Annotated in this window: 20 protein-coding genes; 13 read left to right on the top strand and 7 right to left on the bottom strand. The window is 59.3% G+C overall.

Annotation, left to right across the window (positions count from 1 at the left end):
* Positions 1–110: 110 nt before the first annotated feature.
* The 8 genes from K1W69_RS14520 (at position 111) to K1W69_RS14555 (ending at position 9,219) form a co-directional block, all read left to right on the top strand.
* The gene (locus K1W69_RS14520) at positions 111–1,595 is read left to right on the top strand and encodes a S10 family peptidase (protein WP_220229034.1); all 1,485 of its coding nucleotides are present in this window, start codon (positions 111–113) and stop codon (positions 1,593–1,595) included.
* A 210-nt stretch (positions 1,596–1,805) separates the two neighbouring features.
* On the top strand, positions 1,806–2,312 hold the full coding sequence (locus K1W69_RS14525) for a hypothetical protein (protein WP_220229035.1): 507 nt from the start codon (positions 1,806–1,808) through the stop codon (positions 2,310–2,312).
* A gap of 169 nt (positions 2,313–2,481) precedes the next feature.
* A complete protein-coding gene (locus K1W69_RS14530) occupies positions 2,482–3,252 on the top strand; it encodes a helix-turn-helix transcriptional regulator (RefSeq protein WP_220229036.1) in 771 nt (256 codons plus the stop codon).
* A gap of 105 nt (positions 3,253–3,357) precedes the next feature.
* Positions 3,358–4,761, top strand: coding sequence for an indoleacetamide hydrolase (gene iaaH / locus K1W69_RS14535; protein ID WP_220229037.1), 1,404 nt, complete (start codon positions 3,358–3,360; stop codon positions 4,759–4,761).
* Positions 4,762–4,781: 20 nt separating this feature from the next.
* Positions 4,782–5,948, top strand: coding sequence for a substrate-binding domain-containing protein (locus K1W69_RS14540; protein WP_220229038.1), 1,167 nt, complete (start codon positions 4,782–4,784; stop codon positions 5,946–5,948).
* Entirely contained in the window at positions 5,920–6,807 is an 888-nt protein-coding gene (locus K1W69_RS14545) for a branched-chain amino acid ABC transporter permease (RefSeq protein ID WP_258571042.1), read from the top strand. The genes K1W69_RS14540 and K1W69_RS14545 overlap by 29 nt, the downstream gene beginning before the upstream one ends.
* Positions 6,785–8,524, top strand: coding sequence for a branched-chain amino acid ABC transporter ATP-binding protein/permease (locus K1W69_RS14550; RefSeq protein WP_220229039.1), 1,740 nt, complete (start codon positions 6,785–6,787; stop codon positions 8,522–8,524). Before K1W69_RS14545 ends, K1W69_RS14550 begins: the two co-directional genes overlap by 23 nt.
* The gene (locus K1W69_RS14555) at positions 8,521–9,219 is read left to right on the top strand and encodes an ATP-binding cassette domain-containing protein (protein WP_220229040.1); all 699 of its coding nucleotides are present in this window, start codon (positions 8,521–8,523) and stop codon (positions 9,217–9,219) included. Before K1W69_RS14550 ends, K1W69_RS14555 begins: the two co-directional genes overlap by 4 nt.
* Positions 9,220–9,233: 14 nt before the next feature.
* On the opposite strand, the gene K1W69_RS14560 is transcribed toward K1W69_RS14555, so the two are convergent.
* Positions 9,234–10,001 carry an SDR family NAD(P)-dependent oxidoreductase gene (locus K1W69_RS14560; RefSeq protein ID WP_220229041.1) on the bottom strand — a complete coding sequence of 256 codons (768 nt, stop codon included), beginning with the start codon at positions 9,999–10,001 and terminating at the stop codon, positions 9,234–9,236.
* Positions 10,002–10,017: 16 nt separating this feature from the next.
* Complete coding sequence (gene pimA / locus K1W69_RS14565; RefSeq protein ID WP_220229042.1) at positions 10,018–11,706, bottom strand: dicarboxylate--CoA ligase PimA; 1,689 nt, start codon at positions 11,704–11,706, stop codon at positions 10,018–10,020.
* A 453-nt stretch (positions 11,707–12,159) separates the two neighbouring features.
* On the opposite strand from pimA, the gene K1W69_RS14570 reads away from it, so the two are divergent.
* The 5 genes from K1W69_RS14570 (at position 12,160) to K1W69_RS14590 (ending at position 16,726) form a co-directional block, all read left to right on the top strand.
* On the top strand, positions 12,160–12,759 hold the full coding sequence (locus tag K1W69_RS14570) for a glycoside hydrolase family 108 protein (RefSeq protein ID WP_220229043.1): 600 nt from the start codon (positions 12,160–12,162) through the stop codon (positions 12,757–12,759).
* Between the two features lie 316 nt (positions 12,760–13,075).
* The gene (locus tag K1W69_RS14575; protein WP_220229044.1) at positions 13,076–14,542 is read left to right on the top strand and encodes a DEAD/DEAH box helicase; all 1,467 of its coding nucleotides are present in this window, start codon (positions 13,076–13,078) and stop codon (positions 14,540–14,542) included.
* A 163-nt stretch (positions 14,543–14,705) separates the two neighbouring features.
* On the top strand, positions 14,706–14,984 hold the full coding sequence (locus tag K1W69_RS14580) for a hypothetical protein (RefSeq protein WP_220229045.1): 279 nt from the start codon (positions 14,706–14,708) through the stop codon (positions 14,982–14,984).
* Positions 14,985–15,088: 104 nt separating this feature from the next.
* Positions 15,089–16,297, top strand: coding sequence for a PQQ-dependent sugar dehydrogenase (locus tag K1W69_RS14585; RefSeq protein ID WP_370688246.1), 1,209 nt, complete (start codon positions 15,089–15,091; stop codon positions 16,295–16,297).
* Positions 16,298–16,411: 114 nt separating this feature from the next.
* Positions 16,412–16,726 (top strand): DMT family transporter, encoded by a 315-nt coding sequence (locus tag K1W69_RS14590; protein WP_220229047.1) that lies wholly within the window; start codon positions 16,412–16,414, stop codon positions 16,724–16,726.
* 13 nt (positions 16,727–16,739) lie between these two features.
* Here K1W69_RS14590 and arsH read toward each other — a convergent pair whose 3' ends face one another.
* From arsH to K1W69_RS14615, 5 genes are all read right to left on the bottom strand, one after another.
* A complete protein-coding gene (arsH, locus tag K1W69_RS14595; protein WP_370688247.1) occupies positions 16,740–17,462 on the bottom strand; it encodes an arsenical resistance protein ArsH in 723 nt (240 codons plus the stop codon).
* A gap of 23 nt (positions 17,463–17,485) precedes the next feature.
* Positions 17,486–18,178 carry an aquaporin gene (locus K1W69_RS14600; protein ID WP_220229364.1) on the bottom strand — a complete coding sequence of 231 codons (693 nt, stop codon included), beginning with the start codon at positions 18,176–18,178 and terminating at the stop codon, positions 17,486–17,488.
* The gene (locus K1W69_RS14605; protein WP_220229049.1) at positions 18,172–18,675 is read right to left on the bottom strand and encodes an arsenate reductase ArsC; all 504 of its coding nucleotides are present in this window, start codon (positions 18,673–18,675) and stop codon (positions 18,172–18,174) included. Before K1W69_RS14605 ends, K1W69_RS14600 begins: the two co-directional genes overlap by 7 nt.
* Before the next feature lie 11 nt (positions 18,676–18,686).
* Positions 18,687–19,019 (bottom strand): ArsR/SmtB family transcription factor, encoded by a 333-nt coding sequence (locus tag K1W69_RS14610; RefSeq protein WP_220229050.1) that lies wholly within the window; start codon positions 19,017–19,019, stop codon positions 18,687–18,689.
* A gap of 86 nt (positions 19,020–19,105) precedes the next feature.
* Positions 19,106–20,149, bottom strand: coding sequence for a formyltransferase family protein (locus K1W69_RS14615; protein ID WP_220229051.1), 1,044 nt, complete (start codon positions 20,147–20,149; stop codon positions 19,106–19,108).
* Between the last annotated feature and the right edge of the window lie 67 nt (positions 20,150–20,216).

Genomic DNA, 20,216 nt, shown 5'->3' on the forward strand with positions numbered 1-20,216 from the left:
ATCGGTTTCGCACACGGCATTTCACGGGAAAGTGCATCCGCCTACCTCTCACAGAACGGGTTTGATGCGCTAGCTAAGGCGTCATGTTGTCTTCAAGCGGGAGCGCCCCCATGCTCAGGCATCTTGCCATAGTCGCAATCCTGTCCTTCATTGTCGTGTCGGCGCCGTCTTTGTCGCAGGCGCAACGGTCGCAGGACGCGTCCGCAGCCGAGGGCGTCCTGGCTTTAATTCCCGCGGATTCAAAAACGCAACACATCCTCTCCTCGCCGTCAGGCGATCTGGAATACGAAGCGACCGCCGGTGCGTTCGACCTGTTCGGACAGGACGGCGACCTCTCCGCAAAGGTCTTCTATACGGCCTATGTCGCCGGGGGCCAGTCCAGCGACCGGCCGATCACATTCGTCTTCAATGGCGGGCCCGGCGCCGCCTCGGCCTACCTGCATATTGGCCTCGTCGGTCCGCGTATCCTCGAGTTCGATCGCAACGCCCGCAACGGGACAACGCCTTCCCTGTCGGATAATCCGGACAGCTGGTTGCCCTTTACCGACCTCGTGCTGATCGATCCCGTCGGAACCGGCTGGAGTCGGGCGTCCGGCGGCGATGCGGCGGACCGGTTCTATGGCGTGCGCCAGGACGCCGACAGCCTCGCCAAGGTGATTGCGCTCTATGTCCAGGAAAATGGTCGCCTGGAATCGCCCAAATACCTGCTCGGCGAGAGCTATGGCGGCTTTCGCGCCGCCAAGGTGGCCAAGGTGCTGAAAGACCGGCAGGGCATGCTGGTCACCGGCGTCGTCATGGTGTCCCCGATGATCGAAGGACGATTCCTGACGAGCACGGAAGATGATCCGCTGGCGGCCGCGCTGCTGCTGCCTTCCATCGCTGCCGCCCGTTTGGAGCGTGACGATCAATTCACACCTGAAAAGCTGGCTGACGTCGAACGCTTCGCCATGAACGACTATCTCGTTTCTCTGGCCGGGCCGCCCCCGACGGGTGACGAAGCGACGGTATTCTACACGCGCGTTTCGGATATAACCGGCATTCCTCAGGATGACGTGGAAGCCGGACGCGGTTTCGTTGGGGGATTCCTGGCGAAGAACACAGCGGGAAGAAACGAGATCGTAAGCCGTTACGATTCCGCGCTCGCCGCCCCTGACGCTTATCCGGAGCGAGGCTACGTTCGCAATGACGATCCCGTCCTCGACGGCTATACACGGGCCTACGGGTCGGCCTTAGCCACCTACGCCAATCGGGAGCTCGGCTACGAATGCCGTCTCACCTATGTTCTGCTCAACAACGAGATCAACCGGCGCTGGGACTGGAGAGGCAGCCGCTCAACGTCCAGCGCGAGCGATGATATCCGCGATCTCCTCTCGGTGATTCCGTCCTTCCGCCTCATGATTGTTCATGGTTACAGCGATACGTTGACGCCTTACGGCGTCAGCCGTTTCGTGCTTGATCACCTGCCTCCCGCACTCGCTGTCGGCCGCACTGATCTGCGCGTCTATCGCGGCGGTCACATGTTCTACACGAATCCGGGGTCGCGCCGGATGCTGACGCAAGACATGCGCGCATTCTACGAGAGAAGCGGAACATGAAGCTCGGCACCAAAACTTTGTTTGAGTACTTTCTTTAATATTGATAATAGAAATACAATATATAGACGCGGCAAAGTCAAATAGAAACGTGTTAAATTTCTTTACAAATCTTTATAAATAAATTATTATATTGTGTTGTGAAATATTTTTAGTATTTCTATCTTCTTTTCGCGAATAACTTGCATTTTTGCGATAAGAGAGGAGTAGAAATTGAAAAGAGCAATCAAGGTAGCAGTAATTGCTTGTGTTGCGGCGGTTAGTATCACTTCCGCTTATGCATATAAGTCACACTGTGAGTGGAACATTACTTCTTTCAATGTTGAAGGTGGCCGCAATATCGCCGTCAGCTATTTCGAACACCCTCACCAACCGGAGGCCGTTAAAACTTATGTCAAGACGCTTCGTGATGCAGGCATGACTGTCATCACCCAGAAAGATCTTGTGCGGGGTGTAAGAATTCCGCCGATTGCAGATGGCAAATCACTCGTCATCGTATTTGAGGAAATGCCCCGAGACATCGTAAACTCCCACTTTCCATCTCCGGACACGGATATGCACATCGTCCAGATCGATAAGCGCGCCACGGACAGTCTGGTCAACAGCGTGAAGGCCAACTACACCTCGCGTGAACTTGCGGCGCATCCGATCAAGGATGAGCAGGTTGATGTCTATGTCGACGCCTACCTGGCCCATTACCGGCAGCTCAAGAAGCAGTAATTGCAAGTGTGAGTGACTTTTTTTGGTTTGTTGTTCCGGCTGGCCGCGGTCGGCCGGTCGGAATTTTACCGAAACAGCCAATTCCGACAATCCGTGGTTCTGCGTCCGCTTGCGGTGCCATCTCTTTTGAGACACTATTGCTCGAATTCCCGTTTACCGGAAACAGAGCATGGTGAGTTTAAGCGCCAGAGAGTCCGGCATTGTTTTTAAGATCATGGGCGAATTGGCCAGCGACCATGATCCCACGGAACTGCGCCGGCAAGTCGGTCCGCTGATCATGGATCTGCTCAAGGCTCAGTATCTCGCTTCCTATGTCTGGGACGAAAACTCTTCGATCTTCGGAAACCGCATCGCCTTGAACATGTCGGACGACAATCTGACGTCTTATGAAGACTATTACCAGTTCCATGACCCGATTACCCCGCGCTTGCAGCGGCGCCGGCGCACGACGAGCGTCAACGAGGTGATGTCCCGCCGCGCCTTCGAGCGCAGCGAATTCTTCAACGACTTTCTGAAGAGAGACGGTCTGTGTTTCGGCATCAACTACTATGCCTATAGCGGCGACACGAATATCGGCGATCTCCGAATATGGCGCGGGTTCGGGCGGGAGGACTTCCAGAGCCGCGACATCGAAATTCTCGACCTGATCGGGCCGGCCTTCACCAACGCGATGCGTCTCGCTCTTGCCCGACAGGCTGACCGGGACGGACCGTCGCGCGAGATCATGCTGAACGCGATCGAGCGCGCGTCGCGGGCATGTGGCCTGACGGATCGTGAAAAGCAGATCGCCGCTGCGCTCGCTTCAGGCAGGACGGATCAGCAGATCGCTGATCTTTGCTTCATCTCTGTTTCGACCGTGCGCACGCATGTGAAGAACATCTATCGCAAGTTCGGCGTCGGCAGCCGAACCCAGCTCATTCATCGCATCACCCTGCAATAGCTGGCCTGAATATCCTCAATATTGGGGATAGGAACTGTATCACGACTGCCGGATACTCCCTGTTTGATCGTTATTTGTTGCGGATCATGTTCCGGGAGACGCGCCATGAAGAATCCAACCGAACTGGGTGTTCACGAGGCTGTCGACGCGATGCGCTCGGGCGCGCTGTCGAGCCGGACGCTCGTTGATGCGCTCATTGAACGTAGCGAACGTCATTCCGATCTCGGCGCGTTCACCGCGGTTGACTGGGACCGTTTGCGCGACGACGCCGACCAAGCCGACGCGAAGGCTCAGAAGGAGACGCCGCTCCATGGCGTTCCACTCGTGATCAAGGCCAATATCAATACGGCGAAACTCACCACGTGCGCAGGCACGGGCTCTCTGAAAGATCATGTCGCCAAGGCTGATGCGTCGGCTGTGGCGCAGCTCTTCGACGCCGGAGCTCTGCTCGGCGCGAAGGGCAACATGCATGAGTTGGCGTTTGGCGTCACGAGCAACAACGCCGTGACGGGCGCAGCCCGCAATCCTTATGATCAACGGATGAGCCCGGGCGGATCCAGTGGCGGCGTTGCGGCGGCGGTCGCCGCCGATCTGATGCCGGCAGGCGTAGGAACCGACACTGGCGCCTCGGTACGCCTACCAGCGGCGTTGTGCGGCGTGGTCGGATTCCGACCGACGGTCGGTCGCTACAGCAATGACGGCGTTGTGCCGATTTCCCATACCCGCGATACGGTCGGCCCGATCGCCAAATCCGTCGCCGATGCTCGTCTGCTCGATGTGGAGATGAGCGGAGACAGCAGCAAACCTGCAAATCTCCGGCTCTCTGATTTGCGGATCGGCGTGCCCAGGATCACCTTCTACCAGGATCTGGAAGCTGACGTCGACGCGGCCGCCCAAGCCTTTATAAAGGCCCTGGAGGACGCCGGGGTCACGCTTGTCGAAGCCGATATCCCGGAGCTTATGGAAACGGATGAAGCCGTCAGTTTCCCGGTGGTGCTCTACGAATTCATGCAGGATCTTCCGGCCTACCTGAAAGAAAACGGTCTGGATCTTACCATGGAACAGATATGCGCCGAGGCGGGCAGCCCTGACGTGAAGGGCTTGATCGCGTCGCTGCTCGGCGAGGGCGCGATGCCGGAAGATGCGTATCGCAACGCCATTGACGTCGCGCGCCCCAAACTTCGAAAACTGTATGCCGACCATTTCGCAGAACACCAGCTTGATGCAGTGTTGTTTCCGACGGCTCCCTTGACGGCGCGTCCGATCGGAGAGGACGAAACCGTGGAGCTAAACGGCGCGCGCGTTCCGACTTTCGCGACATTCATCCGCAATACCGACCCGGGAAGCAATGCGGCTATTCCCGGCATCAGCATTCCTGTCGCTCTTTCCTCCACCGGCTTGCCAATCGGCATGGAACTGGATGGACCGGAAAACTCCGACAGCCACCTGCTTGCCGTCGCAGAGATGCTCGAAGACATCGCGGCGTTTTCATCCAAACCGAATTTATGACAAGAACCGGGAGAAATCCGATGAATAGACGGACGCTTCTTAAATCATCCACCGCAGCGGCGCTGCTTGCAATGACGCTCGCCGGCCCGGTCACGTCGGCCTTCGCGGCCGACGATCCGGTCAAGGTCGGCATCCTCATTCCACAATCCGGGCCTGGCGGACTATTCGGTCCGTCGAGCAAGAACAGCGCCGAACTTGCAGTCGAGGAAATCAACGCCGGCGGCGGCATTCTGGGCCGGATGGTCGAACCGTTCTACGCCGATGTCGGCGGACCGCCCTCCGATGCGATCCAGGCGGCGCTCAAGCTTTGGAAAGGCGAGAAGGTCGACGCCTTCATCGGCATGCATGACAGCGCCGTGCGCGGGGCGCTGGACAATCTCTTCAAGGGACAGGTCCCCTATATCTATACGCCGGTTTATGAAGGCGGTGAATGCGCAGACGGAGTCTATGTTCTCGGTGAAACGCCTGCGCAGCAGCTTGAACCGGTTATACCGTGGATGGCCGAGAACAAGGGCGCATCGAAATGGTACCTGATCGGCAACGACTACAATTGGCCGCGCGACACCAATGCGGCGGCCAAGACCTATATCGAGGCTTCGGGCGGAACCGTGGTCGGTGAGGAATATCTCCCCTTTACCGCTGACAACTTCGATTCCAACCTCGCCAAGATCAAGGACAGCGGCGCTGACGCCGTTCTGGTGACGCTGGTCGGCGGCGCTTCGGTCGGCTTCAACCGGGCGTTCGCAAGCTTCGGCCTTTCCGATGATGTGACGCGTCTCGGCACACTGATCGAGGAAAATACACTGGCGGGCATCGGCGCGGAAAACTCGAAGAACCTCTTTTCCTCCGCCGGGTACTTCGCGAATATAGATACAGAGCCGGCAAAGAAGTTTGCAGAAGCCTACAAGGCGAAGTTTGGCGATGACGCGCCAGTGCTGAATTCACTCGGCGAATCCGTCTATGACGGACTTCTGCTTTTGAAGGCGATCGCCGACAAGGCTGGCTCGCTCGACGTCGCGGCCATGGAGAAGGCCGCCGAGGGTGTAAGCTACAGCGGACCGCGCGGCGAAGCGACGCTCGAGCAGCGGCACACGACCAAGGACATCTACCTCGCAGAGGCCAACGGCGCGGATTTTACCGTCGTCGAGACCTTCAGCAATGTCGGCGCAGGCGACAACTGCCAGTGAGGGCAGGATGGAACTCGTCGCGCTACAGGGGCTGAATTTCGTCTATATCTCGCTGACCCTGGCGCTCGTCGCGCTGGGGTTGGCCGTTGTCTTCGGTCTGCTCGGCGTCATGAACATGGCGCATGGCGAATTCGTTATGCTCGGCGCCTACAGCGTTCTTGTTGTTCAGAACGCCGGACTGCCCTTGCTCGCCGCCCTGCCGCTCGCGCTCGCTGTTTGCGCAGCCGTCGGCTGGCTTCTGGAATATTTCGTGATTCGCCACCTGTACAGGCGACCTTTCGACACGCTGCTCGCCACCTGGGGGCTGGCCATTCTCATGCGTGAAATTGTCGAGGCTGTCTTTGGGCGTGACTACAAGAGCGTCAATCAGAGCTTGCCAGGCACGGTGGAGGTCTTCGGCGCCGTCTATCCGGCCTATCGCGTTGTTCTTATGGCGCTGATGGTCGCTTTCTTCGCCGGACTTTTCCTGTGGTATCGGCGCAGCAACACCGGCGCGCGCATCAAGGCGATGGTCTCGAACCCGGCGCTGGCCACGGCCGTTGGCGTCAATACGGCGGTCCTTGCCCGCGGCGCTTTCATTTTCGGCGTATGCATGGCGGGCCTCGCCGGCGTCGCACTCGCTCCTCTCGTACGGGTCGAACCCTATATGGGAATTGACTACCTGCTGTCCTCTTTCTTCATCCTCGTGGTGGGCGGGCTGGGTTCGCTCGTCGGGCTGCTGGTCGGATCGACGGTCATTGGCGGGTCCGACGCCATCGTTTCGGCGATCACAAGCAAGACTGGCGGCTATATGACCGTCCTCGTCATCTCGATTCTTTTTCTCTGGCTGAGACCGAATGGCATCGTCGCGCGCGATTAACGTCCTCTTCCTGATCGGGCTGCTTCTCGTTCCCTTCATGTGGGACAGTTTCGTCGCCTATCAGCTCGGCCTTTTCCTGCTTTATGGCATGGTCGGCCAGGGCATCGGGCTGTGCTGGGGCAGGGCCGGCTTTCTGCCGCTTGGACAGGCGTTGTTCTTCGGCGTCGGCGCCTATGTTTTCGGATTCGCCCTGAAGCTGGAGGCGGGCCCCCTCATTCTGGTCGCTGGTCTTCTCGCCGCCATCCTATTGCCGGCGTTGATCGCCTTTGTGGTCGGCTTCCTCGTCTTCATCCGGCAGATCGGATCGGGTCCCTATTTCTCGTTGATCACGCTGGCGCTGACCATGCTGGGATTTCAGCTCGCCAATTCGATGGACTGGCTGACCGGCGGTTTCAACGGCATGACCGGCATACCGGCGCTTCCGGGAACCGATACCTACGAGACGCTCTACTATGTCATCTGGGCGGCGTTGGTTCTCGTTTCCGGTGTGCTCGCCTATGTGGGGACCGCCCCGTTCGGGCAATTGCTGGGCGCAACAGCGCAAAACGAGGAAAGACTGCAATATTTCGGCGTCAACACCGCGCTCCTGAAGGCGATCGCCTTCGCGATCAGCGCCGCGGTGGCCGGGCTCGCCGGAGCGCTCTTTGCGCCGCATCAGGGGATCGTGACGCCGCAGTCCGTCGGCTTCCTGCTGTCTGCCGAAATCGTCGTATGGACAGCGGTTGGCGGGCGCGCAAGTCTCATGGGGCCGGTGCTCGGCGCTATCCTGATCGGTTTCATGGCGTCGGAACTGCGCGACAGCTTCCAATACTGGGAGGTGCTGATCGCGCTGGTCTTCGTCGTCGTGGTGATCCGTTTTCCGGGCGGGCTCTGGAGCCTCGTTGAAGGTCTGGCGCGCCGTTTGCCGTCAATCGGCGCGAAGGGAGCGCGCAAGCGGGATCTCGAGACAGACAAATCCCGGGCCGATGGATCGGTCCGGCTCGCATTCGAGGATGTCGAACTCGTTCTCGGTCCCGTGCGTATTCTCGACAAGCTCTCTTTCCGCATTGATACGCCGGGCGTTCACAGCATCATAGGGCCGAACGGCGCCGGAAAGACTTCCGCCTTCAACGTATTGACCGGGCGCCTGAAGCCGACCGCGGGGCGCATCGAGTACAATGGCGCAACGGTCGGCGGATTGTCGCGCCACCGGATCGCACGCAAGGGCATTGCTCGAAAGCTCCAGATCCCGTCGGTGTTTCCGGATCTCAGCGTCGACCGCAACCTGGATATCGCGCTTTGGGCAGGCAATCTCACGCTCTCGCAAATGTTCACTCTTCGCCCGTTTCGTTGGTCAACGCCGCTTCTCAACGAGATGTACGACATCTTCCCGTTCCTGGAAGACGGTCGCCAGCCGGCGGGTTCGCTGTCGCTCGGGCAAAGGCAGATGCTCGATTTCGCAATGACCTGCCTCACCCAGTCGCCACTCTTGCTGCTGGACGAACCCTGCGCCGGGCTATCTTCGTCTGAAACGGGCGAGATGATCGACGCCATAGAACGCATCGTCGCGACCACCGGATCAACGGCGATCATCATTGAACACGACATGCAGGTGGTCGAACGCCTGTCGAACCACGTCCTCGTGCTGAACCAGGGCGCCTTGCTGGCAAACGGCGCGATGGAGGAGATTCGTTCCAATCCTGCCGTGCAGGCGGTTTATGGCGGAGGCAGCAAATGAGCAAGCCGCATTCACTTGCAATCAGCAAGCTTTCTGGCGGCTACGGTGACGTAACCGTCATCCGCGACGTCTCGCTGACGGTGGAACCCGGCAAGATCGTCTTCGTCACCGGTCGCAACGGCGTTGGCAAGACGACGTTGATAAAGCTGATTGCCGGCCAGCTTGCAGCCCAGTCCGGCAACATCCTCTTCGGCGAACGCGATATGCGCGCGGAACCACCGCATGCGCGTCGTGCGATCGGCATTGGCTACGCCCCGCAGGAATCCGTCGTCTTCGACGATCTTTCCGTGCGCGAGAATCTGACGCTGCAGTATCGGGATCGTGACCTTGCGCGTTACGAGGCGCTGTTTGCTTCTTTCCCGCGGTTGCGGGAACGCCGCGCCCAACGGGCCGGGACCCTCTCCGGCGGCGAGAAGAAGATCCTTTCTTTTTGCCGCGCCGTCGCGGAGGACACCCAGCTTGTCATGCTTGACGAGCCGACCGAGGGCGTTCAGCCGGAAAATATAGAGCGGATGGCGACGCATGTCGCAACCGAGGCCGGCAAGGGGCGAGGCTTCCTGATTGTCGAACAGAATCTCGGATTTGCGGAGCGCCTTGCCGATCACGCCCATGTTCTCGATCACGGCGCGTGCATATTCGAGACGCCCGGAGGCGCAGACTTGAGAGCGCGGCTTGCTGAAAGACTGGCTCTGTAGAGCGAGCGCCGTCATCAGGCGATCGTCACGCCTCCGTCAGCGACGATGACCTGTCCGGTAATGAAACTGGACGCCGGTGAGGCCAGAAATGCGGCGATCGGACCGATTTCCTCAGGCATGCCGATGCGCCGCAGCGGCGTCGTCTGCGTACGGCGCGCAAGGCTCTTCTCGTCCTCCCAAAGCTTGCGGGCGAAATCGGTCTTGACCAGACCCGGAGCAATACAGTTCACCCTGATATTGTCCGGGCCGTGCTCGACGGCGAGATTCCTTGCAAGTGAAAAGTCAGCGGCCTTCGAGATGCCGTAGGCGCCAAGGACTTCGGTGCCGCGCAGTCCGGCTATCGACGAGATGATTACGATGGCCCCGCCGCCTTTTTCCTTCATGCCGGGCGCAACACGGTTGCAGAGCCAGAGATTGCTCTTGATATTCGAACTCATGATCTTGTCGAACGCCTCGTCCTCGATACCCTCCAGCGGCCCGAAATAGGGATTGACCGCGGCGTTGCAGACGAGGATATCCGGTGTTCCGAGTTCACGGGTCGTGACGGAAATCAGTTCTTCAACGTCCTGCTTGCGGGAAATATTGCAGGGCTGCGCGATGGCCGTTCCGCCACTGCCTGTGATCTTGTCAGCGACTTCCCGGCACGGCTCCGCATTGCGACTGGAAATCACGACTTTCGCGCCGAGATCCGCCATCGTCTCTGCGATTGCCCGGCCGATCCCGCGGCTGGATCCGGTTATGACGGCGACCATGCCGTCCAGTTGAAATCTTCCGGCGGACATGATGAATCTCCTCGAATTAAGCCTTCAGAGCCAAGTCTTTCGCGGCCCCGGCCGCCCGTGAAAGCTCTTCTTGCCGAAGTTCCTTCCTGGACAATTTGCCGACCGGGGTTTTCGGCAACGCATCCCTTATTTCGAGCATACCCGGCATTTCGTGACGGCCGAGCTTGTCGGACAGAAAAGATTGCAATTCTTCTAGTGTGAGCGTATCGGCGCCGGCTTTCAGTGTAACGAAGGCCTTTGCGACTTCGCCCCGATAGCTGTCTGGCGCACCGATCACGATGCATTCAGCCACCGCCGGATGTTCGTATATCGCCTGTTCGATCATCTGGGGGTAGACGTTGAAGCCGCCGGAAATGATCATGTCCTTCTTTCGGTCGACGATATAGAAAAAACCGTCCTCGGCCATGTATCCGACGTCTCCGGTAAGAAAGAAACCGTCGGCAAAGGACGAGGCCGTTTCCTGAGGTCTGTTCCAGTAGCCGCGCGTCACGTTTTTTCCCTTGATCCGCAATTCGCCAATTTCGCCCGGCGACAAGATCCTGTGAGGATCCTCCAGCGAGACGATCTGAAGTTCAATACCAGGCAAGGGTATGCCGATGGAGCCGTGCCTGGTTTCTCCGAAAGGCAGCAGATTGGTGCCAGACGGAGAGGTTTCGGTCATTCCCCAACCGCCGGCCAGACGTTGGCCCGTCAGCTTCTCAAAGCGCTGGCCAACCTCGATCGGCAGCGGCGCTCCGCCAGACGCACAGCGTTGCAGCGAAGAAATGTCGCGGTTCATAAGGTCGGGATGATTTACAATGGCGATCCACATGGTTGGAACGCCCGGAAAGCTGGTGATCTTTCGCCGTTCGATATCCTCAAGCACTTTTCCGGCGTCGAACCGCATATGCAAAACGAGTTCGCATTGGCGTTTGACGGAAAGCAGCATCACCGCCGAAAGCGCATAAATATGGAAAAGCGGCAGCACGCAAAGCACGATTTCGGTTTCATCCGGACGGCCGTAAAGGCCCGAATACCAGGCGTCGTACTGGCTGACGGCGGCGCTGAGATTCGCGTGGGTGAGGATGGCGCCTTTCGGCAAACCGGTTGTGCCGCCAGTATATTGCAGCAAGGCGATGTCGTCGGGACCGACCGCCGGCCATTCCGGCGGAACGGGCGCGCTGCAGAACTCGTCAAAACGGATCACGCCGTCGCGTTCGATGATTGCGTCGCGTGCGGGGCCTGGATCGCCAAAAGCTGCATCGTCGCCCACAATCACGGTTCCAGCCAGACCGTCTTCCATCAGCTTGACCGCATTTTCGAACATCCCTCCAACGTTGGTCGTCACGATCGTTTGTGCGCCGGAGTCTGTCATTTTGTGAGCGAGTTCGCGACGGGCGTCGAGCGGCGACAGGTGGACGACCCGGGCCCCGGCTCTCAGAATTCCGAAAAAGGCGATCAGATGGTAAGGAGAGTTGGGCATGTAGAGAGCGATGCAGCGATCGCCGCCATACCCTTTCGCCAGTAGAGATGCGGCGAGTTTCTCTGCCTGCGCCTGCAATTCCTTGTAGGATATTGTCCAGTCACGAAAATGAACGACCGTGCGATCGCCGTCCGCCGCGGCGGCGGCTTCGAGAAGTTGTGGCACGGTGCTTGCCGGAATTGGACAATCCCAACGCAAACCTGGCGGATAGAATTGCTCCCAGGGATAAGGCCGAGAATTCATGTGTCGCAACTCCTCCCAGATAGGCGTATTCGGTCGGGAGGGATGGCGCAGCCACAACCCGCGGCGACGCCGAATACGATGCCAGGAAGCCCGGCGAGACAGACAGGCTTCATCAGCCAGATCCCTCCGCCGCAACAAGCGAGATAAGCCGCTCCAGCCATCGACGCATGTCATGCGGATCAGGGTGGCGACCAGCGTCGCATCCGCCAGAATTCCTGGTTTTTGCCGGCACGGCTCCTCCCGGTTTCGCAAGGCGAAACACTCTTCGCGTCGGTATGATCATTGGTATGTCGGCCCCTGAGGATTGTCAACTCGGGGCGACGGACCTCCCGCGGCCGGTCTGACCGGCAGGCTTGAAAGCCGCCGACGGACCGGATTCGACGCTGCTGTTCGCAGGTCCGGTGGAAAGAAGGTATAATAAAATCCGGTTTCAGACTTCGATGAGGTAACGCCATGTTCTCATATGCGCAGGCGCTGAAATTCGTGCTTAGATGGGAGGGGGGGTTTGTCGACGATCCGGACGATCGAGGCGGCCGCACAAACAAGGGCGTCACCCAGGCCACCTACGACGCATGGCGCAGCGGCAGGTCGCTCTCTTCAAAGGACGTGCTGTACATCACGGACGGCGAAGTGGCGGACATTTATCAGTCCATGTACTGGAAAGGCGCCCGATGCGACCGGTTGCGGGACAAGATGGCGTTCTGCCAATTCGATACGGCCGTCAATATGGGCCCCAGACGCGCTGTACGGATCCTCCAGCGGGCGACAGAATGCGAGGAAGACGGAGTCTTCGGAGCGGCGACGCAGGCGGCGTGCGACGGATGCGATATCGACTCTGCGCTGCTTGCCTACACCGAGATACGCGCCACCTACTACCACATGTTCGCAATGAAGCCAGGTCAGGGGAAGTTTCTAAAGGGATGGATGAACCGGTTGAATTCGCTTAGAAAAGCGCTCGGATTTCCGGCGACGGAAACGATGAGCGGCGAAGTGTCCGAAACCACGGCGCGTATTCCGGATCTTGCCGAAGGCGAGGCCCTGGACGAGAATTGATGACAACACCGGCGTCAGCGGCTGCGAAAGGCGCAAAGGCTTCGAGCTCGGAGCAATCTTTTTCCATGAACACCTTGCAATCATCACGATTCGGTGTCATTTACGCCACGTCGCACGCCGCGCGTAGATGACCGGACAACGGATCAGCGGTAACAGATGCGACCCTGCAATTGTCCCCCAAGATCGTTGCCTGCACGCCGCGCCCGTCACGGGCGCCCCCGATTTGGCTGCCGATCTACGCTGGTTTCCTGAAAGAAAAGAAACAATAGCACCGCGTGAACCGGTCAATGACCGCGCGCGGGCAGGAAAGACTGTTTTGACTACATTTAATGATCTCGGCCTCGCCGAGCCCGTCCTCAAGGCTGTGAAGTCCGAAGGATACGATACACCCACACCTATCCAGGCGCAGGCGATCCCCATCATGATAGCCGGTCGTGACGTTCTGGGAATCGCCCAGACCGGCACCGGCAAGACGGCGGCGTTTGTGCTGCCGCAGCTCGATCGGCTGGCGCGCAACCGCAGAAAGCCGCGCCCGAAAACCGCCGCGGTTCTGATTCTTGCGCCGACCCGTGAACTGGCCTCCCAGATCGCCGATTCGATCCGGACCTACGGCCGCGCGCTCAAGCCATCGATCGCCATCGTGATCGGCGGCGCCAAACCCGGACCGCAAATCCGCACGCTGGCCAACGGCGTCGACTTCATCGTCGCAACGCCTGGCCGCCTGCTCGACCACCTGGAATCAGGCGCCGTCACTCTTCAGGACACTGGATCAGTCGTTCTTGACGAGGCCGACCAGATGCTGGACCTCGGATTCATGCCGACGATCCGCAAGATCCTCGGACGCGTTCCCTCGCAACGTCAGACACTTTTGTTCTCGGCCACGATGCCGAAACAAATCCGCAGCCTCGCCAATGATTTCCTGTCGGATCCGGCGGAAGTATCTGTGGCGCCGGTCTCAAAGCCGATCACGCGCATCGACCAGAAGGTGGTGTTCCTCGACGGAAGGGCGAAACCCCGCACGCTCTCGACGATGCTCAAGGACGCCGCTGTCGAACGCGCGGTTGTCTTTACCCGCACGAAGCACGGCGCAGACCGGCTCTGCAAGCAGCTTGACCGCGACGGCGTCCACGCCCAGCCGATCCATGGCAATCGCAGCCAGGGACAGCGCGAGCGGACGCTTTCGGCTTTTCGCAACGGCAAGCTTTCGACCCTGGTCGCAACCGATATCGCTGCAAGAGGCATCGACATCGACGATGTGACGCATGTCTTCAACTACGACCTTCCGAATGTGCCGGAAGTCTATGTGCATCGTATCGGGCGCACCGCTCGCGCAGGCAAGACAGGTCACGCCGTGGCGTTCTGTACGACGGCCGAGCGCTCGCTGCTGCGCGATATCGAGCGGCTGACGAATATCCGCATTCCGGTAATGGACGGGGCGGTCAACGACAACACGCCGGAGATCGCTGACGACCGCCCAAGCGAAAAGCCGCATGGCGAACCAAACCGGGAGGCTGATGGCGCGGGACGCGCGAAGAAACGGAAGCCGCGTCACCGCAACAGGAACAAGGCGCGCGCCGAAGGCGACAAGCCGGTCGCGTTCGGCGAGCCGTCCGAACAAAACCGTCGTCGTCGCAAACGCGGCAAGCCGTCGGCGGAAAATCGTCCGCAGGAGGCCGCCCGCCCGCATGGTGGAAAGAAGAAGCACCGGAAGGGCAATCGTCCAGGCGCCGGCGGGCAGGAATCCGCAGGCCTTAACCGGATGCTTGAGAGGGCCAGCCTCTGACGGGCAAGCGCGTAACACCATCATGATACAGGAGGGCCGCCGGATACTGTTTCGGCGGCCCTTTCCGGTTTTAAGCGATCACTTTCAGTTCATTTCTACTGCCAATTTGTCTAAGCTGCCGTAGATTGTCTTCCGTGTATCAAGAAGAACGAGGAATGAACGTATGAAACGCCTCATCTATGTTGTGCTGGCGCCGTTGTTGTTTTCCGCCTGCCAGACCGTGCCGACCTATGGCAATGTCAGCGACATCACCAATCTGAACGGCGTCGCACAGGCGCCCGCGTTTGCAGCCTTGCGAGACCGGGGTTATCAACGGGTTATCAATTTCGGGCAAACATCCGTCTGGTGGAACAGCACTACCAGCACATGCGCTCAGATCACCGTGACCGGCGGAGGCGTTTCCGACGTCCAGTCCGTGCCCGCAAGCGATTGCAGTCGATAGAATTCACGAAACGCCGCGCCTGACTGGATCTGGGCGCGCGTCGTTTCGGACTTGAATAGCCTTGCTGCTGGTCCATCTAAGGTTCCCTGTACGCAGGGAGCTTTATGATGACGTCCAATAGATTTTTTATCGCCGGTTTGGCGATCGTTTTCGCCGCGGCGCTATCTCCTTCGGCGGTTCTGGCTCAGGATTTCAACGCAACGCCGCCTAATGCTTCCTGGCAGGAGCCGGCGTTTACCGGCCAGACCCGTGCTCCGGTCATTGACGAGACAATTGAACTGAAACAGGAGACCATCGTCGATGGTCTGCGCAATCCCTGGGGCGTGGACGAATTGCCAGGCGGCGGCTGGATCATTACCGAACGGCAGGGAGCCATGCGTCTGGCGGATCCGGAAGGCGCTCTGTCGCGACCGATCGATGGCCTGCCGGAAGTCGATGCTCGGGGACAGGGCGGGTTGCTCGACGTTGTCGTACGGGATGATTTCCAGTCGACGCGGCGCGTCTGGTGGAGTTACGCCGAACCAAGAGGCGGCGGCGCCAACGCCACAGCTGTAGCGACAGGCGTCCTGTCGCCTTCCGGCGAAGCCATGACAGAGGTTAAGGTCATCTTCCGCCAGGAACCGGCCTGGGTTTCGACAAAACATTACGGGTCGCGGCTTGTTTTCGACCGGGAGGGCGCCCTCTTCGTAACGACAGGAGAGCGATCCGATCCTGAACCGCGTCAACTGGCGCAGGATGTCGGAACAACGCTTGGCAAGGTCGTGCGGATCAATCCGGAGGGCGGCCCGGCCGCAGGCAATCCGGAAATTCCGGGCGGCTTGCCGGAGATCTGGTCCTACGGGCATCGAAACCTGCAATCGGCGGCGATAGCGCCGGACGGCGCATTGTGGACGGTGGAGCACGGGCCGCGCGGCGGCGACGAACTCAACCGGCCGGAACCGGGTCTGAACTATGGCTGGCCGGTGATTACCTATGGCGAAAACTACAGCGGCGCACGGGTCGGCGAGGGACTGACACAGATGGAAGGCATGCAGCAGCCGGTCTACTACTGGGATCCGGTCATAGCGCCGAGCGGCATGGCCTTTTACGAAGGCGCGATGTTTCCCGACTGGCGGGGCAGCGTGCTGATCGGCGGATTGCGCGGACAGGCCCTGGTCCGGCTGGTCATCGAGGATGGGAAGGTCAGGGGCGAAGCCCGGTATCTACAGGGCGAGGCGCGCATTCGCGACGTCGACGTTGCGCAGGACGGCGCTGTCATGATCCTGACAGACGGAAGCTCCGGCGCGCTCATCCGCCTCGAGCCGGACGCCTGACGAAAGAACGGCGCAGCCTTGAAAGGCCCGGCGGCGCTCATCATATAGGGTTTCGGAAGGACGACCTTCCAGTCTCCATCAAATCAAACGGGACGACCCTGCATGGTGATAGTCATGTCCTGGGTTTTTCTGCTTTTCGCCGGCCTGTTCGAAGTCGTCTGGGCTTTGTCGATGAAACAGTCGGAGGGGTTTACGCGTCTTGCCCCGTCGTTCGTTACGCTCTGTGCGATGATTGTGTCGTTTTCACTGCTCGCGCTGGCCATGCGCAGCCTTCCTCTCGGAACTGCATACATGATCTGGACCGGTATCGGCGCAGTCGGCGCGCTTGTTGTCGGCGCGATGTTCCTGGGTGAGGCCCTCACGCCGCTGCGCGTCTCGGCCGCGCTGCTGATCGTCGCAGGCATCGCGGTCATGAAGCTGAGCCACTGAAACGTAACTCGAATCAGGAGCGCTGGTTGACCCGTTTTGACAGCTGTGCCGCGTCTTCCACACGCTCCGAGTATCGATCAACCAGATAATCCGAGCGCCCGCGCACCATCCAGGTGAATTTCACCAGTTCCTCGACCACGTCGACGATCCGGTTGTAATAGGCCGACGGCTTCATCCGGTCGTTTTCGTCGAACTCCAGGAACGCCTTTGCGACGGACGACTGGTTGGGGATGGTCACCATCCGCATCCAGCGCCCCAGCACGCGCATCTGATTGATCGCGTTGAAGCTCTGTGATCCGCCGCTGACCTGCATGACAGCGAGCGTCTTTCCCTGTGTCGGGCGCACGGCTCCCAGTGAAAGCGGTATCCAGTCGATCTGGGCCTTCATGATTCCGGTCATCGCGCCATGACGTTCGGGCGACACCCAGATCATGCCTTCGGACCAGCTGGCCAGGTCGCGCAGCTCGCGCACCTTTGGATGATCGGGCTCCTCTGCATCAGGCAGCGGCAGGTCGCGCGGATCAAAGATGCGCGTTTCGCAGCCGTGCCATTTCAGAAGGCGTTCCGCTTCCAGCGCGACCAGTTTGGAGAAGGAGCGTTTTCTGAGCGAGCCGTACAACAAAAGTATGCGCGGTGGATGCCCCGGGTCGTCGTCGCTTTTCAGATATTCGGTTATAACCGGCCGCATCCGGCTGAAATCGACATTTGGCAGATCCTGTTCGATAGGATTATTCACACACTCAACCTTATTCTTGTACGCTACGCCTTTTTGCCAACATCTATATCGCCGTCCTCGCCGAGTTGCCAATTGCAATAGGCCCAGGCAAAAACAGCGCCCGCGCATTGCGCCACGATAAAGGGCAGGACGTCCTGTGGACGAATTCCGGCGAAGGTGTCGGAAAAACCACGCGCGATCGTGACCGCAGGATTGGCGAAGGATGTCGAGGCGGTAAACCAGTAGGCGGCGGTGATATAAAGGCCGACGCCCATGGCGACCGCGTTTTCGCGCATTCTGATGGTCAGCAATATCGTCATGAGCAGGCCGAAAGTCGCGACGCCCTCGGCAAACCATTGCGACCCGCCGGTTCGCTCCTTCAGCGAGAACTGGATGAGCTCTTCTGCGAACATAAGATGCGCAACCCACACGCCAACCAGACCGCCGATGATCTGCGCGGCCACATAGGCGGCGAAGAGTTGCGCCGGCAATTGTCTCTTCAGGAAAAAGACAAGGCTGACCGCCGGATTGAAATGGGCGCCCGAAATCGGCCCGAACATCGTAATGAGTATGACGAGAATGGCGCCGGTCGGAATAGTGTTTCCAAGCAGGGCGATCGCGACATTCCCATCGGCCAGCCGCTCCGCCATGATGCCGGAGCCGACCACGGTCGCCAAAAGGAACGCAGTGCCGGTAAACTCTGCGCCAAGCCGTTTTGGAACAGACCAGGTCACGATCCGGATTTGCCGATATCGGAAAGGCGCTTCTGGAGCGACAGCTTGTCCAGGCTGTGAATCGGCAGCGAGCAGAAAATCGTGATGCGCTGATTGAGCATGCGGTAGGTATCGGCAAAGGCGAGCGCGATTACCGTGTCTGAGCCTTCGACAGCAGCCGGATCGGGAACGCCCCAATGCGCCGTCATCGGCTGTCCCGGCCACACCGGACAACTTTCCTGAGCTGCGTTGTCGCAGACAGTGAAAACAAAATCCATCTCCGGCGCGCCGGGCTCGGCGAATTCAAGCCAGTCCTTGGAACGTGCAAAGGACGTGTCGTAATTGGCCTTTTTCAGGAGCGCGATCGCCTGCGGATGAACCTCGCCCTTCGGCTGCGAGCCTGCCGAATAGGCGCGGAACCTGCCGGCGCCCTCACGGTTCAATATGGCTTCCGCGAGGATTGAGCGCGCGGAGTTTCCGGTACACAGGAAAAGCACGTTGAAGATCTTGTTGTCGTCCATCTTTTTCTCCATCAGCAGTCGCAGACGATTGCGTCGAGCACGGGCTCGCAGAGTTCAGGTTTTCCGCCGCAGCAATCTTCCATCAGAAATGCAAGAAGGCCGCGGATACCGTCGATATCGGCGAAGTACCGGATCGAACGGCCCTCGCGCTCGTTGCGAACCAGTCCGGACCGCAGGAGAATATTGAGATTGGTCGACATGGTGTTCTGGCGCACGCCCAGCACATCGCCGATCTCGCCTGCATTCATTCCGGTCTGACCCGCCTTGATCAGAAGGCGCAGCACGTCCAGACGTGTTTCCTGGCTAAGCGCTGAAAATGCAAAAATCGCCTGAGTTGTATCCATACATCAAGAATAATAGATATAACGGTCTGCGTCAACAACCATTTCGGGCTGTCTCGTTGATTTCTGGTTACAGCGTCGAACCGACGTCAGTTTTCTGGTTCCGGTTTGGCTATCAATCGCCATCGGAAGGCGGCGACATCGACATGGGATCTCAGGCGTCGAAGCATCCTTCGAACGCTGTTGTCCCTGAAAAATCTGACGCGCCTGTCGGCAAGATCAACAACGACGGCCCACCGTCCAATGACGGCCGGTTCGCCGGTTGGGGGGGCCACGGAACGCGGCGTCCCGATAATGGCGATGTATTTCCCGCCGTCATTCAGGGTCAGAAAGGTGCGATACTGAACGAGCGGCGCCTTGCGCATATGATCGACAGCGCGATCAAATGGCCAGTCTTGTCGAACCGAAAGTTCGATGTCTTTCGCCGCGATATAGGATCCGGATCCGGGTTCCTGTGGGACTGAAGCGCCAACCCCGCGCAGAAGCGCGTCAAGTTCGTTTTCAACAAGTTCTCCGCTGGCGCGCGCGAAGGCGAGCGACCAGGACAATCGTGTTCCGTAGTCGGAGAAAGGCAACCGTCTCTGGCCGACGATTTCGCCTTCGTCGATGCCCTCTGAAAGGCGGTGCAAGGTTATTCCGCCAAACTCATCCGCCTTCCCGTGCAGAACGAGAGATTCGATCGGGCCGGGGCCGCGATAATCGGGAAGCATCGCCGGGTGCAGGTTGAAAGCCCGGTCAGGAAAACGGTCGAGCAACTCCAGCGGAAAAATCACATGGCTGCCGGTGCAAAGAAGCGCGTCCGCGGGACTACACTGATCCAAAAGGGCGACCAGATCGCGCTTCTTTACGCCGCTGATGTTTCGAACGCGTATTCCGTGACGTTCGATCACCGTACGAGCGTCATAGTCTGCAGGAAGAAGCAGCCGCTTGATGAAGCTCGGATGCCTTTCAAAGGATTTTGGCGCTGTCGTCCAGATCTCGGCTATCTCGTGGCCGCGCTTTATCAGGCCCGTTGTCGCACGAGCTGACATGTATCGGCCGTCGCCAACGATCAGGAACTTCATGGAGCCCTTGTTACTGCCTCGCCGGTTTTCTGGAAAGACCCTGCGGACTTTTCGGATGGCCACGGGCATCGAAAGCCTCCCGCCGGCGCGTTTTCCTGGCGGTTCAGAGACGCTCCCGCTGGTCGTGTCCGGGTGA

The sequence above is a fragment of the Flavimaribacter sediminis genome (assembly GCF_019492055.1).
GTDB classification, from domain to species: Bacteria; Pseudomonadota; Alphaproteobacteria; order Rhizobiales; family Rhizobiaceae; genus Flavimaribacter; species Flavimaribacter sediminis.

Bases quoted from the DNA above. Each gene is read 5' to 3' on its own strand.
- K1W69_RS14520 (WP_220229034.1), top strand. From the start codon at position 111: ATGCTCAGGCATCTTGCCATAGTCGCAATCCTGTCCTTCATTGTCGTG.
- K1W69_RS14530 (WP_220229036.1), top strand. From the start codon at position 2,482: ATGGTGAGTTTAAGCGCCAGAGAGTCCGGCATTGTTTTTAAGATCATG.
- iaaH (WP_220229037.1), top strand. From the start codon at position 3,358: ATGAAGAATCCAACCGAACTGGGTGTTCACGAGGCTGTCGACGCGATG.
- K1W69_RS14540 (WP_220229038.1), top strand. From the start codon at position 4,782: ATGAATAGACGGACGCTTCTTAAATCATCCACCGCAGCGGCGCTGCTT.
- K1W69_RS14545 (WP_258571042.1), top strand. From the start codon at position 5,920: ATGTCGGCGCAGGCGACAACTGCCAGTGAGGGCAGGATGGAACTCGTC.
- K1W69_RS14550 (WP_220229039.1), top strand. From the start codon at position 6,785: ATGGCATCGTCGCGCGCGATTAACGTCCTCTTCCTGATCGGGCTGCTT.
- K1W69_RS14555 (WP_220229040.1), top strand. From the start codon at position 8,521: ATGAGCAAGCCGCATTCACTTGCAATCAGCAAGCTTTCTGGCGGCTAC.
- K1W69_RS14560 (WP_220229041.1), bottom strand. From the start codon at position 10,001: ATGTCCGCCGGAAGATTTCAACTGGACGGCATGGTCGCCGTCATAACC.
- pimA (WP_220229042.1), bottom strand. From the start codon at position 11,706: ATGAATTCTCGGCCTTATCCCTGGGAGCAATTCTATCCGCCAGGTTTG.
- K1W69_RS14570 (WP_220229043.1), top strand. From the start codon at position 12,160: ATGTTCTCATATGCGCAGGCGCTGAAATTCGTGCTTAGATGGGAGGGG.
- K1W69_RS14580 (WP_220229045.1), top strand. From the start codon at position 14,706: ATGAAACGCCTCATCTATGTTGTGCTGGCGCCGTTGTTGTTTTCCGCC.
- K1W69_RS14585 (WP_370688246.1), top strand. From the start codon at position 15,089: ATGATGACGTCCAATAGATTTTTTATCGCCGGTTTGGCGATCGTTTTC.
- K1W69_RS14590 (WP_220229047.1), top strand. From the start codon at position 16,412: ATGTCCTGGGTTTTTCTGCTTTTCGCCGGCCTGTTCGAAGTCGTCTGG.
- K1W69_RS14605 (WP_220229049.1), bottom strand. From the start codon at position 18,675: ATGGACGACAACAAGATCTTCAACGTGCTTTTCCTGTGTACCGGAAAC.
- K1W69_RS14610 (WP_220229050.1), bottom strand. From the start codon at position 19,019: ATGGATACAACTCAGGCGATTTTTGCATTTTCAGCGCTTAGCCAGGAA.
- K1W69_RS14615 (WP_220229051.1), bottom strand. From the start codon at position 20,149: ATGCCCGTGGCCATCCGAAAAGTCCGCAGGGTCTTTCCAGAAAACCGG.